The organism is Clostridium felsineum DSM 794 (genome assembly GCF_002006355.2).
GTDB lineage: Bacteria > Bacillota > Clostridia > Clostridiales > Clostridiaceae > Clostridium_S > Clostridium_S felsineum.
This window is the reverse complement of the sequence record NZ_CP096980.1, coordinates 2,684,908-2,699,169: the sequence shown is the minus strand read 5'-3', so window position 1 is coordinate 2,699,169 and position 14,262 is coordinate 2,684,908. Positions and strand designations below refer to the sequence as shown.

Here is a 14,262-nt window from a genome sequence, read left to right as displayed (position 1 = left end):
CATTGTTAATGAAGATTTTTAGAAAAGATTTTTTTAATTTTGGAGGATTATTTTTCTTTTATTTTTTAATATGGGCAGTAGTGTTAACGTTTTTACCAATGTGGTTAACGGATGTAGCACATTTAAATGCAAGCAAAGCAGGATTTGTTTTTTCGTCTATATCTTTAGTTGCACTTATTTATCAGCCGTTTTTCGGTGTTATACAAGATAAACTTGTTTTTAAAAAATATTTATTTGCTTTTGTTGCAATCTTGATGCTTTTTATGGGACCCTTCTTTAGCTACGCATATATTCCTCTTCTTCATTTTAACATATATGTTGGAGCTATAATTGGAAGTGTGTATTTAAGTGCATGTTTTTATGCAGGGGTAGGTGTTGTAGAATCTTATATTGAAAAAGTAAGTAGAAACAATAAGTTTGAATATGGTCATGTAAGATTGTTTGGTTCAATTGCAGGAGCAACAGCATCCTTTGTTGGAGGCATACTATATGTAAAAAATCCTGTAAGTATATTTTGGTTTGCATCACTTTCGGCAGTAGTTCTTTGCATTCTACTTTATATAGCTAAGGTTAATAATAATGATGAAAGCAGTGAAAAAGAAAGTCAAAAAAGTCAAATAAATAAAGAGATCGTTTTCTCTATTCTTAAAATGAAAAAATTCTGGTTTTTAGCTTTAATAATAATAGGAACAGCATGCATATATGATGTTTTTGATCAACAATTTCCTAATTATTATGCAAGCTTTTTCTCAAGTAAGGCAGTTGGTACTAGTGTGTTTAGTAAGCTTGTTTCATTTCAAACTGGTTTAGAGGCAGTTCTTATGATTTTTGCTCCAGCAATTGTAAATAGAATAGGTGCTAAAAACGGATTGATTTTATTCGGAACTTTAACCTTTATTCGTATTTTTGGTAGCGCTACTTTTACAAATCCAGTTATATTGTCTGGAATTAGATTAATAGCAGCATTTGAAATGCCATTACTTTTAGTTTCAATAATGAAGTATATAACACATGTGTTTGATGTACGCTTTTCAGCTACTGTATATCTTCTGGGCTTTAATTTTGCAAAACAATTAGCAGTTGCAATTTTCTCGTCAATAGCAGGAAATTTATATTCATCTATAGGTTTTAGATATACTTACTATTTTTTAAGTGTAGTTGTTCTTGCTATTACCCTTGTAAGCGTTATCACACTTACAAACGACAAAAAAGTAAAAGAATTATCTTCTAGTACAGCTGTGTAGAAAGGTTTTATTTATTGCTTGTATAACTTAATTCCTCAAAGGTAAAGCTAAATATAAAACTTATTTATAAAAGGGGAATTAAAATGAGTCGAATAATCAATAACAGGGAGTATAGACAAAAAAAGTTAAAAGAAATAATTTTAGAGCTTCACAATGGAAAAAACGTTGACGAGGTTAGAGAAAAATTTCAGGAAATTATAAAAGGAGTTTCAACTAAAGAGATATCAGAAATGGAAGCTGAGCTTATAAAAGAAGGAATGAAGGTAGAAGAAATACAGAGACTTTGTGATGTTCATGCAGCAGTTTTTAAAGGTTCAATAGAAGAAATACATCATCCTGAAAAGGAGGAAGGTCATCCTGTAGATGTTATTAAAAAAGAAAATGAGGCTGTTAAAAGCTACATTAAGTCTCATTTGATGCCAAATTTGGATGAACTGAAGAAAGCAGATAGCCACTCTGTAAGGTTAAAACTAATGGAAAATATAAATATGCTTTTTGATTTAGATAAGCATTACAGTAGAAAAGAAAATTTGATATTTCCTTACCTGGAGAAGTATGGAATAACAGCACCTCCAAAGGTTATGTGGGGAGTGGATGATGAAATTAGAGGAGCCTTAAAAGAATGTAAAGAAGTCGTAAATACTGTAGAAAAAGGGCCGCAAGAAATAATAACAATCATAGAAAATACCACAAAAAGAATTGATGAAATGATATTTAAAGAGGAAAACATACTTCTTCCAATGTGCATTGATACTTTTAGTGAAGATGAATGGCTTGATATAGAAAGTGAAAGTGATGAAATAGGTTATTGTTTAGTATCACCTTCAGTAAAATGGAAACCTATAAGAGAAAATTTAGAAGGAAAAGAGAAAAGTAAGCTTGCAAATGAAAATTCAGAAGGATATATAAAATTTGATACAGGTATACTGAAAGTAAATGAAATAAGTGCTATTTTAGATACCCTTCCTTTGGATATAACCTTCGTTGATAAAGAGGGAATAGTCAAATATTTCTCTGGTGGAAGTGAGAGGATATTTCCAAGAACTAAAACAGTTATAGGGAGAAAGGTTCAAAACTGTCATCCACCAGCTAGTGTTCATATAGTAGAAAAAGTAGTTGAGGATTTAAAGAGTGGTAAAAAGGAGCATGAGGATTTTTGGATTCACATGGGAGAATTATATGTGCTTATAAAATATTATGCCGTTAAGAATGAAAAGGGTGAATTCATTGGTGTACTTGAAATTACTCAAAATATAAAAGAAATTCAAGAGATTACCGGAGAAAAACGATTACTTGAATAAACAAAAAGCCTAGTATAGTGTTTTATACTAGGTGTTTTTTTATTAATATAGTGAAAATTTTTGAATAAAATTATGTGTTTAATTGTAATTCATGTTATAATAAATTGGAATTATGGACTTTTATGTCGAAAACTAACTCGCAAATATTTAAAATGCTGATTTTAAGGTACTATTATATATTTATAGGTTGGATTATTTGTAAAGTTTTAGGAGGATGGTAAGTAAAAATGAAAAAACTTAAAGTAATATTTTGGATTGTAATAATATTTGGTGGATTAGGTCTTAGTTTATGTTTTGGTTTTAAATCAATTTTTAATGCATTTAATTATGAGCTTAGAGAACGTGGATTAGTAGCTGCTTTGCCTGAACTTATTGGGATGATTGCTTTATTAATTCCTATAATTGTGATTTTAAGAGTAATTGTTTTACCAATTTTAAGAAGTAATAGTTTAAGTGCTAATGGTATAAAAAATATTGGATTTATTAAGAATGTAGTACAAACGGGCTCAACAATGAATAATCAACCAGGAGTTAAAATTCAACTTGAGGTTATCGAGGAAAATGGTGAGAGATTTTTAGGAGAGGTGGAAACTTTTGTTCAACTAACAGAACTATCTTTTCTTAAAGAGGGGTATCCTATTCCTATTATGTATAATCCCGAGAAAAAAACAAGAATTATGGTAGACCCTAATCCTGACTTAGAAAAACTTCAGGATAAAATTGATTATTATTCGGCGAAAAATGACCCTACAGGATTAACTTATGAAGAAAGAAGAGAAATTAGAAGGAATGGAAAAACAGCAACAGCTTTAATAGAAGAATTAAAACCAATGAATAATAGTATGGGTAAGACAGAGCTGCAGGTTTCTGTTAGTTTTAAGTCTTATGATGGTAGTGATATAAAAGCTACAAGGACTATGCTTTGCAATAAAGAACTTATGGAAAAGCTTCAAATAGGTGGACTAGTTGAGCTCACTTATATACCAGGTAAGGAAGAAAAGTTTGCCTTTAAGACTTCAGTTAATATTTCCAATATGTAATTAGAGGAGCTCAAAATGAGAAAGGTATTAAAAATATTAATAGGGGTAATTATTTCGGCAGTAATTTTAGGACTTATAGGATTTGCTTCAGATAAACTCTATCAAAAACACATAGATAAAATACATAATATAGGTATGTATATGGATAGCTACAAAGGTGTAAATGTATATTATAATGGTAAAAAATATGCAGAAAGCCATGGTAAAAATTATAGCAGTGATGGATACTATTATGGCTATAAGTGGCAGTGTGTTGAATACATAAAAAGATTTTATTATGAAGTTAAGCACCATGAAATGCCTAATGGTTTTGGAAATGCTAAAGATTTTTTTGATCCTAAGGTAGCTCAGGGAAAGCTCAATAAAGATAGAGGACTTATTCAATATAAAAATGGTGGAAATGAAAAACCTAAAGCTGATGATATATTAATTTTTACAGATACAAAATATGGACATGTTGCAATAGTAACAAAGGTTACAGATGATCATATAGTAATTATTCAACAGAACATGGGGACTAGAACCAGGGATATGTTTGATTTAGAATGCAAAGATGGAAAGTATTTTGTTGGAGGAAAGCGAATTCCAGCGGGGTGGCTTAGGAAATGATAAAAAGTAGTACAAAACAGAAAAAGTTTTGTACTACTTTTTTTAATCACGTGCTGAATTTAAAGCTTCTACCATTGATATTTTCATTATTTTCTTTCTGTTTAAAAAGCTTGAAATATAATAGGTTAGATATATTACAATAAAACCTATTATAATAGAAGTGAAATTAAGCTTAACCTGAAAACTCAAATTCATATCTTTGGTAACTGATTTAAACATAGCTTTTAAAGAACTTAGAAGTAGGGGAATTCCAAGTATATATCCAATAATCACAATAAAGGAAGAGCTATTTAAAATTAAAGAGAAAATTTCTTTCTTTTTGTAGCCAAGTATTTTCATAAGAGATATATTTATTTTGTTTTCCTCTATAATCATAGAAGTTACTACATATATTATTATAAGTCCAATCATAAAGGACATAAGAGATATACTTCCTATAGAATATTGTAAAGGTTCAGTTAGTGTTTTTAGAGCATTTTTAAAGTCATCTATGTTGGAAGAGCTTATAAGTTCTTTTTCTGGAATGTTTATTTTAGTACTGCTCCATATTCCAATGTAACTTCCCTCTGGATAATTTAGCATATTATTTAATTTTGAAAGTGGCATATATAAGTTTTGAGACACATAAGTTTCAGCAATTTCATCAATTTTAATACTATACTCTTTAGAATTAAATTTATTTATTATTTTTATTGTATCATTTTCTTTCACATTCAATTTATCAGCTAGTGCTCTTGTTATTATAACTTTATTTTTATTTATAAAATTATGAGATTTATCTTTTAATGAAATATATTTTGTATTAGGATTTATACCATAGGCGGTTATAGTTGTTTTTGTATTGTTTTTTAAAGTAAAAGCTGTTTCAGAAAATTTTTCTCCTATAGGAGGTGAATCAAGTTTTAGACTGTTGAATACATATTCATAATTATATTTATACGTATTTGTAATAGAATCTTGCATTAAGTAGTCTATAGAATTCTTAGAAGCAAAACCTAAAAGTAAGAGCATGGTAGCAGTTATAATTCCGAATAGAAGCAGAAGACTTCTTGGTATATTTCTAAGTTGTTGCCTCAACTTAAACTTAGAATTAAAGTTTAGTTTATTTAGTTTTAACTTTCTCTCAAGGAAGTTTACTTTGCCTGTATCTTTTCCGCCGCGCATAAGATCCACAGGAGAATATTTAAGTTCTCTATTAATAATAAAATAGCTAGAAATAAAGAGAAAAATTATTGGTAGAATAATACTTATAGCTGCATATTTAAAGTCAAAGCTTAGAGAGTCAGTTGGCATATTAAAGTAAGAAACCATGAAATTGACCATTGGTTTTAAGGTTATACCTCCAAGAATAGTTCCGATAATACCGCCAATAAAGGCTATAGAAATAGAATAGATTAGGTAATGTTTTAGTATTTCTTTTTTTCTGTAGCCTAAAGCATATAAGGCTCCTATTATTATAGACTCTTTCTCTAGCATTCTAAGAATAACTATACCAGTAAGCGTACAGGTTAAAAGAAGAATAGCAATTGGCATAACTGAGCTTACTGATTTTATACTTTCAATTTTTGCAGTAACGTAAGTTATTCTAGGATTTTCATCGATATTTATCCAGCTAAGTACAGCTGTATTTTGGGTTTTTAAGTAGTTTTTTAATTTGGAAATCTTATTTTGCTTATCATTCTGATTATTAAATTTTATACTATAGAAATTATTACCCAAATTTAGATTACTAAAATTATTTTTACTTATTACAGCTATACCAAAAGTATTTGGATTGTTCATAATATCAGTTTCTGATTTTAACACATATACGTAGTTTGGAAGAGACATAAAGCCATTAATGGTTAATTTTTTATTTTTGATATTCAACTTATCTCCAATTTTTAATCCATTTGCTTTTGCGTAAGATGGGTCTATTAAAATACCGTTAGGGCTTAATTTGCTCCCTGAGATTATAGCTGGTATATCTACCTTTATATTTTCGCTAAATATTCTAAGAGTTTTACCTCTTGAGATTTCGTAGTCGAAGCTCCCACCTTTTTCTATTTTTAAATTGAATTTGGTTTGAAGCACATCAAGATTTGTAAGTGGTTTAGCTGTGATAAAGCTAGCGTCATCTTGAGAATAATTTTTTTCGAAGGAAGTAGTCATCCTGTTCATATTTACTGCAAGTTGGTTGAACATTGTGTAAAGCATACAGCTTATTATAATAAGTGCTAAGGAACCCATATATTGAGCTTTGTTTTCAAGCATGGTTCTTTTAATTTTCTTATTAATTATCATTACCACTCAATCCTTTCTGCAGGTATGATATTTTCATTAATTGAAGTTTCTACAATTTTTCCATCACGAACCTTATAAATCCTATTTGCCATAGAGCTTATAGCTGTATTATGGGTTATCATAATTATCGTGGTTTTGAATTCTTTATTTATTTTTTGAAGTAATTTTAAAATCTCTTTAGAGGTTAAATAATCTAAGGCTCCAGTAGGTTCATCACATAGAAGTAGTTTTGGATTTTTAACTACAGCTCTTGCAATGGAGATTCTCTGCTGCTCTCCACCACTCAATTCTTTTGGAAAACGATATTTTTTATCTAACATTCCAACAGAGCGTAAAACTTCATCTGTATTTAAGGGAGAGTTACTTATATTTGAAACAACTTCCACGTTTTCACCAGCAGTAAGACTTCCTATTAGATTATAAAACTGAAATATAAAACCTATACTTTCTCTTCTGTAATTTGTAAGTTTTTCATCACTAAATTTTGAAATATCACTTCCATTTACTATAATACTTCCAGAATCACCTCTATCTATGCCTCCAATTATATTAAGTAAAGTGGATTTTCCTGATCCTGAAGGACCTAGAATAACCCCAATTTCACCACTATCAAGTTCCATATAGACGTCCTTTAGCACTTCTGTCTTAACATCTCCTGAAATATAGGATTTTTTTAAATTTTTAATTTCCAAAAACATTTATTTTGCCCCCATTCCATTTTTTATTAAATCAAGCATGGCTTTGCTTTGTTTTTTATATTCCTCAAAATCTTCATCTAAAATATTCTGCCCTAAATTATCACTTTTCTTGAATAAATATTCTCTTATTTTTGCAAAGGCACCGGTCATAAACATTAAAAGCATCATGTCGTCTATATCTTTTCTTATATATCCATGTTTTTTTCCATCTCTAATTAAGTTCAAGGTGTAAGTATTTGAAATTTCCATCATGCTTTTAGTTGCTTCTTCAGTTACAGAACCATAGTTACCCATAAAGGCATTTTGAATAAAGGTAATAACATTTCTCTCTTCTTTTATTTGAAACCACATTGCAGTAGTACTTTCATATATATAATCAAATAGATTAATTTTTTTTTCCTTGTAGGCAGAAAAGTTCCCATATTTTTGGACAATTAAAGTTGAAGCCCACTGAATACAGAACAAAAACAATTCTTTTTTGTTTTCAAAGTATTGGTACATACTTCCTTTAGCAACACCCGCATTTTTGGCTATATTACCTATATTACCTTTTTCATAGCCATTATTTAAAAATTCATTTATAGCAGATCTCATTATTTTTTCCTGTTTTTCAGTTGCAAGATTGTAAAAAGTTTGTTTTGGCAAAAAATCATCTCCAGTATTACTATGACTACAAGGTCATATGACCTTGTAGTCATAGTATATTGTTTTAAATTATATTTGTCAATATAGAGTTTTTTATAAAGTACAGTAATATTAGTTAATAGAATTTTATTTGTACTATGCACTATATTTACAAAGAAAGTTAAAAAATATATTGTAATGTATTTATTGATGTGATATAATGATTGAGTATTAAAAGTAAATAGATCTTTTATACTAAGATTAAATTAGATGAACAAACATATCCTCTTTTTAAAGGTTATTTTGGTAATCAGTTATGATCTTAATCTTTTAAAAAGGAGGTATGTGAAAATGGCAGATAAGACAATAGTTTGTAAAGATTGCGGAAAAGAATTCGTATTTACTGAAGGCGAGCAAGCTTTCTATAAAGAAAAAGGATTCGATAATGAACCACAAAGATGTCCTGATTGTAGAAGAGCAAGAAAACAACAGAACAACAGAGGATTCAGAAGATAATAATGATTTTTTATAAACCCTATAAGTTACTACTTATAGGGTTTTTTCATATATTAAAACTTGTTTGACAAAGTGTTATTGTTTTATTATTATATGAACATAGCAAAATTATATAAGTTATTTGGTTAAATATAATAAATATATCAAGGAGGAGTATTATGTATTGGAATTTTCCTGAAATGATAAAACTTTTTTCGGGTGAAGATAAAAGTAATATGTTATCAGAAGGAAATTTTGGTGTGGAGAGAGAATCTCAAAGAGTTACTTCTTCAGGGAATTTAGCTTTAACACCTCATCCATCTGTATTTGGTGATAAATTTGAAAATCCAAGAATAACAACTGATTTTTCTGAAAGTCAAATAGAAATGATAACACCACCTTTAAAATCAGCTAGTGAAGTTTACAGCGTATTAAAGGATATAGATGCAGAGGTTAGAGATGGGATAACAAAAGGGGAACTTTTATGGCCGCTTAGTATGCCGCCCAAACTTCCTAATGAAGAAGATATACCAGTTGCACAATTTCCTGATACAAAAGAGGGAAGAGAAAAGCAAATCTATAGAAATGGTCTTGCACTTCGCTATGGTAAAAAGATGCAGATGATATCAGGTATTCATTATAATTTTTCCTTTGATGATAAATTGATCGAATTTTTATATGGAGAATTCAAGATAGAAAAAGGTAAAAGAGAATTTATTGATGAAATTTATTTTTCACTTACAAGAAATTTCTTGAGATATCATTGGCTGCTTATATATTTATTTGGCGCATCACCCATGTGTGATGAAACTTACCATTCGGTTATATGCAGCGAACTTGAAAAAATAGAGAAACGTTGTCCATGTTGTGCAGGTGTAATAAAGGAATTTAATAAATTTGCAACATCCCTTCGTGTAAGTAGATTTGGATATTCAGACACAGATGAAAAAAAGTACAATGTTTACTTTAATAGTCTTAAGGAATATGAAAATAAATTAAAAGAAATGATGAGAGCAAAAAGTGAAAAATATTCAAAGCTTGGCATATATAAAGATGGAGTTCAAATTCAGCTTAACGGAAATTTACTTCAAACTGAAAGCGAGTTTTATGCACCAATACGTTTTAAAAGAAATATAAAAAAAGAGGAGACACAACTTACAGCATTAGTGAATAGAGGAGTAGAATATATAGAAATACGAATTTTAGATATAAATCCTTTTGAAGAAGTTGGAATTGGTATAGTTGAAATGAATTTTCTTCAAGTATTTAATGTTTTTTGTCTTTTTGAAGAGGGAAAGTTTATAGATGAAGAAGAAATGGAGAAAATAAATACAAATCATCAACTTGTAGCTTTATTAGGAAGAAGTAAGGATTTAATGCTCTACAAATATGATGGATCTAAAACACCATTAAAAGATTTTGGTGAAGACATATTTGAAAAATTAAGAATGGTTGCTAAAGTTATGGACAAAAATAGTGTTGAAAAGATATACAGTGAAAGTGTAGAAATACAGTATAAAAAGCTTTATAATATAGAGTTGTTACCATCAGAGAGAATTTATAGAGAAATAAAGGATAAAGAAAGAAGTTATATTGAATTTGGAATAGAACGTGCAAATATACAAAGAGGTGAAAAAAATGAACGAAAATTATTCTAAACTTGAACTTTCAACTCAGATTTTAATAAATGAAGCCTTGGAGAGAAATATACAGGTAGATGTACTTGATATGGATGATAATTTTATAAGATTAAAAAAAGGTGATAAGGTTGAATACGTGAAACAGGCAACAAAAACTTCCTTAGATACGTATATAGCACCATTAATAATGGAAAATAAGGAAGTAACCAAAATGGTTTTAAAAGAAAATAATATAAATGTACCAGATGGTGTTACGCTGAAGCTTCCATGTGAGGCAAAAGAAAATTTCAGTAGGTTCGAAGGTAAAGACATAGTAATAAAACCTAAATCAACAAACTTTGGCAAAGGTGTAATCATATTAAAAGAGCTTAAAAATATTGAAGAATTTCAAAATGCAGTGGACCATGCCTTTGAATATGATAGTTCGGTTATGATTGAAAGGTTTATACCTGGAAAAGAATACAGATTTTTAGTTATAGGGGATGAAACTGTTGGTATTATCCATAGGATTCCTGCAAATGTTGTAGGAGATGGAATACATAGTATAACACAGCTTGTAGAGGAGAAAAACAAAGATCCACGTAGAGGTAAGGGATACGTAAAGCCACTTGAAAAAATTATATTAGGAAATGTTGAAAAAGACTATCTTGGATTTAGTGGCAAGAATTTTGATTATATACCAGATAAAGATGAAGTTGTATATCTAAGAGAAAATTCTAATGTGAGTACAGGTGGAGACAGCATAGATTTTACTGATAAAATGATAGAAGATTATAAGAAAATTGCAGTTAAGGCAGCTAAGGCTGTAGGCGCAAAAATTTGTGGTGCAGATATAATAATTAATGACATAAACGAAATACCTAATGATGAAAACCATAGTATTATAGAATTAAATTTTAATCCTGCAATCCATATGCACGATTTTCCTTATGAAGGGGAAAATAGGCATATTGAAAAACAAATTTTGGATTTACTGGGATATTAATAATATTAGAAAGGGAGTGTCGCAAAATGATTAAAATTAATCATGAGCGATGCTCTTTTTTTGTTTAAGCTATAAAATTGCCTAATATTTTAAATACTATATTAATTATTTGAATTTCCATGAGATTTTGACGCACTAAAATAAACCTAACTATATTATTCCATAATTAGGAAATAGTTTTTAATTCGTGAAGATACTTTTGAGTTCTTTCATTTTGGATTTTTAAATGTAATTTGTTAATGTTATATCCAAAACAAAGCAAAATAAATTCAGTTTTTACACTATTTTTTCCACGTGTTAAAAATCTTTTGAATTCATAGTCGCTTTTTAAAATTCCAAACGCACCTTCAACTTGAATAGATCTGTTCATTCTCAATTTAGTTCCCAATTCAGTTTTGATATTGTTGTATGAAATTTGACGCTTTTTAATAAAAGTCTTTGAAACCTGCATTTTTCGGTTATTCTTTGCTTTTGTGCACTTTGATTTCAAAGTGCAGTTATCGCAATTTTCACATTCATAAACAGTAACCTCAGACGTATACCCACTTGCAGATTTTTTATGAATAATATATGATGGGAATAATTTTCTATTATTATGACAAATATATGTATCTGTTTTAACATCATATTTCATATTTTCACGCTTACTGATGTCGTTTTTAAAACTTCTTTTTTTCCATTTCTCATAAGTTTGAGGTTTTATATATGGTATTTGATTATTAGACTCTAAAAACAAATAGTTTTCTTCACTTTCGTAACCAGAATCTGCAATCACATTAGTATATTTATGACCAATTTTTTCTTGCATATTAGTAATCATTGGTATTAATGTTGCTATATCATTTCTATCATCAAATACTCCAACACCAGTTACATATTCACTATCAACTGCTATTTGTACATTATAGGCAGGTTTTAATTGACCATTTCTCATATGATCATCTTTCATATGCATGAAAGTTGCATCAGTATCAGTTTTAGAATAGCTATTTCTTTTTGAAAATATTTTCTTACTTAAATTATATTTTTCTTGTCTTTCTTTATATTGTGATAGTTGTTCTATCCACTTTTGAATTGCAGTTTTTCTTTTACCGATTCCATGAACAAACTCTATATTTCTTTTTTCTTTTTCAAATAAAAGCCATTGAAGAATTTTGTTTATATCATCAATCAAAGTTTCTCTCTCAATAGTGAATTTCATTAATCTTTCAAGATTAATGGTTTTAACAAGAGCAATAATTTTATCAAACATCTTACCTTCATTTTTATAAATAGCTTTCTTCCAAACAAAAGTATATCGGTTGGCATTTGCCTCAATTTTAGTACCATCGATAAATACATTTTCAAATAATAATTCTTTTTCTTTAGCTAAATAGTTAACTTGTTGATAAAATAAATCTTCAATCACTTCATTTGAAAGATATTTTTTTCGAAATCTACTTATAGTAGCGTGATCAGGTGCTTTAAAGCCTTGAAGTAGCCATTTGAAATTTATATCTCTTTTGCATGCTTTTTCTATCTTTCTACTTGAATAAATATTTTGAGAATAAGCATAAGATATTATTTTGAACATGATTTTGGGTTCAACTGCTGATTTTCTTCCTACGGAAGAATACGCCTTGTACAATTTTTTATAATTTAATCCCTCCAACAAATAGCTTAGCAAACGAACCGAATCATCTTCTGGTATTAAGTTTTCTAAATTTAATGGTAATATAAGTTGCAAATTATCATTAAATTGATTATAATTTTTTGTGTATAATTTAGTTACGTTCATAATTTAATTATACAATCAATGTGAGTTCTTCGGAACTCACATTTTTTATATACAACAAAGGAGCTATTGCAAAACTATTTTTTAGTTTTGCAACAGCCCCTTTTTTATTTATTTAATATGATTATGCATATAGACTAAATAAAGTTTTATCAATAATAAAATTGAGTCGCCAATCCTATAAATAAAACAAAAAAATATTTTTATCGATAAATAAGTTTAATATTTACAATTTTTAAATTAAAATAGTAAAATTAATATTATTTGCTTGAAAAGTTAATATATACTTAAATGATATAAAATGGTATAATATAAATGAAATTGCACTAAATGGAGGTATTTATAATGAAAAATGTAAAATGTAAGGTGAGCTTAATTCTAAGTATTTCATTAATTACTAGTTTTATAGGAGTTAATGGCAGTCAAGTAATGGCACAAACTAAAGATTACACAAAAGCTATAACTAGAGTTAGTAATCCAATTATAAATTTTAAGGATAAAAACCTTGAACAAGCTGTGAGAGATGCTCTAAGTAAACCAACAGGTGACTTATATAAAACAGATTTAGCTCAAATTGCTAAACTAACTATAAACAAGAATGTAGAGGATATTAGTGGCATTGAAAATTTGACTAATCTAGAAAGTCTAGATATAGAAAATACTTCAATGGGACTTCTTTCGGACTTAACACCACTTAAAGGTTTAAATAGACTAGAAAGTCTTACTATAACAAATAATAAGATATCAGATTTAAGTCCTTTATCAGAGTTAACTAATCTTCAAACTCTTAATTTAAGTAATAACGAAATATGTAATGTAACTTCTCTTGAGAATTTAACAAATTTAAAAACGCTTAATCTAAAAAATAACGAATTAAAGGATATAAGCGATTTGAAGAATTTAAGTAATCTAATTAGTCTTGATTTAGGGTGGAATAGAAGTTTAAGTGATGTAAGCGTTTTAAGTGCATTGAAAAATTTAGAGTCTTTAAATCTAAACTGTACAAACTTATATGATATAAGTGCATTACAAGGCTTAATCAACCTAAAAAATCTTAATTTATGTGGAAATAGGATAAGTGATACAAGTGCATTAGTAGGTTTAAATAAATTGCAAGATCTTAACTTAAGTAGTAATTCAATAAGAACTTTAGGATGTGTAGGAACTTTATCTAATTTACAATCACTTGATTTAGGTACTAATTATATTACAGATGTAAGTTCACTTAAAGGATTAAAAAATTTAAAGAATTTATATTTGGGTTGGAATGATATTACAGATGTGAGTCAATTAGATGGAATGGCAGAGTTGCAAGTACTTAATTTATATAGCACTAAAATACAAAACATAGAATTAAGCAATTTGCCTAATTTACAATCATTAAATTTAGAAGCAATATCAACTTTAAATAACGTATCCTTAGATGGACTTTTAAACCTTCAGTCTGTTAATATGTCAGGGAGTACTATATCAGGAAAGTTAACTCTTCATAATTTGCCAAATTTAACTTCACTTGTTTTAGGAAAAATGTAGTAAATAAATAAAAAAACAGCTAATGGCTTGATTTAT

At 28.4% G+C, this 14,262-nt stretch carries 12 protein-coding genes; 8 read left to right on the top strand and 4 right to left on the bottom strand.

Annotated elements, in window-relative coordinates:
* The first annotated feature begins 8 nt into the window (after positions 1 to 8).
* The 4 genes from CLFE_RS12820 (at position 9) to CLFE_RS12805 (ending at position 4,194) form a co-directional block, all read left to right on the top strand.
* Entirely contained in the window at positions 9 to 1,244 is a 1,236-nt protein-coding gene (locus tag CLFE_RS12820; protein ID WP_077850534.1) for an MFS transporter, read from the top strand.
* A gap of 83 nt (positions 1,245 to 1,327) precedes the next feature.
* Positions 1,328 to 2,545, top strand: a complete 1,218-nt coding sequence (locus CLFE_RS12815; protein ID WP_077895408.1) for a DUF438 domain-containing protein — start codon at positions 1,328 to 1,330, stop codon at positions 2,543 to 2,545.
* Between the two features lie 227 nt (positions 2,546 to 2,772).
* The gene (locus CLFE_RS12810; RefSeq protein WP_077895407.1) at positions 2,773 to 3,585 is read left to right on the top strand and encodes a hypothetical protein; all 813 of its coding nucleotides are present in this window, start codon (positions 2,773 to 2,775) and stop codon (positions 3,583 to 3,585) included.
* A gap of 15 nt (positions 3,586 to 3,600) precedes the next feature.
* Positions 3,601 to 4,194: a CHAP domain-containing protein gene (locus CLFE_RS12805; RefSeq protein ID WP_077895406.1), complete on the top strand. Its 594-nt coding sequence runs from the start codon at positions 3,601 to 3,603 to the stop codon at positions 4,192 to 4,194.
* Positions 4,195 to 4,236: 42 nt separating this feature from the next.
* Here the strand turns inward: CLFE_RS12805 and CLFE_RS12800 are convergent, their stop codons facing one another.
* From CLFE_RS12800 to CLFE_RS12790, 3 genes are read right to left on the bottom strand one after another with little or no spacing between them, the layout of a single operon-like run.
* Positions 4,237 to 6,477: an ABC transporter permease gene (locus tag CLFE_RS12800; RefSeq protein WP_077895405.1), complete on the bottom strand. Its 2,241-nt coding sequence runs from the start codon at positions 6,475 to 6,477 to the stop codon at positions 4,237 to 4,239.
* A complete protein-coding gene (locus CLFE_RS12795; RefSeq protein ID WP_077835960.1) occupies positions 6,477 to 7,175 on the bottom strand; it encodes an ABC transporter ATP-binding protein in 699 nt (232 codons plus the stop codon). The genes CLFE_RS12800 and CLFE_RS12795 overlap by 1 nt, the downstream gene beginning before the upstream one ends.
* Positions 7,176 to 7,820: a TetR/AcrR family transcriptional regulator gene (locus tag CLFE_RS12790; protein WP_077895404.1), complete on the bottom strand. Its 645-nt coding sequence runs from the start codon at positions 7,818 to 7,820 to the stop codon at positions 7,176 to 7,178.
* Positions 7,821 to 8,150: 330 nt separating this feature from the next.
* Between CLFE_RS12790 and CLFE_RS12785 the strand changes: the two genes are divergently transcribed.
* The 3 genes from CLFE_RS12785 to gshAB all read left to right on the top strand — a co-directional run bounded on the left by CLFE_RS12785 (position 8,151) and on the right by gshAB (position 10,919).
* Complete coding sequence (locus tag CLFE_RS12785; RefSeq protein ID WP_077835958.1) at positions 8,151 to 8,315, top strand: zinc-ribbon domain-containing protein; 165 nt, start codon at positions 8,151 to 8,153, stop codon at positions 8,313 to 8,315.
* 158 nt (positions 8,316 to 8,473) lie between these two features.
* Positions 8,474 to 9,952: a glutamate--cysteine ligase gene (locus tag CLFE_RS12780; RefSeq protein WP_077895403.1), complete on the top strand. Its 1,479-nt coding sequence runs from the start codon at positions 8,474 to 8,476 to the stop codon at positions 9,950 to 9,952.
* Entirely contained in the window at positions 9,933 to 10,919 is a 987-nt protein-coding gene (gene gshAB, locus CLFE_RS12775) for a bifunctional glutamate--cysteine ligase GshA/glutathione synthetase GshB (protein WP_077895402.1), read from the top strand. The genes CLFE_RS12780 and gshAB overlap by 20 nt, the downstream gene beginning before the upstream one ends.
* Positions 10,920 to 11,085: 166 nt before the next feature.
* Here the strand turns inward: gshAB and CLFE_RS12770 are convergent, their stop codons facing one another.
* Complete coding sequence (locus CLFE_RS12770) at positions 11,086 to 12,696, bottom strand: IS1182 family transposase (RefSeq protein WP_250944600.1); 1,611 nt, start codon at positions 12,694 to 12,696, stop codon at positions 11,086 to 11,088.
* A 342-nt stretch (positions 12,697 to 13,038) separates the two neighbouring features.
* Here CLFE_RS12770 and CLFE_RS12765 point away from each other — a divergent pair, with 342 nt between their 5' ends.
* A complete protein-coding gene (locus CLFE_RS12765; protein WP_077895550.1) occupies positions 13,039 to 14,226 on the top strand; it encodes a leucine-rich repeat domain-containing protein in 1,188 nt (395 codons plus the stop codon).
* Positions 14,227 to 14,262 lie beyond the last annotated feature (36 nt).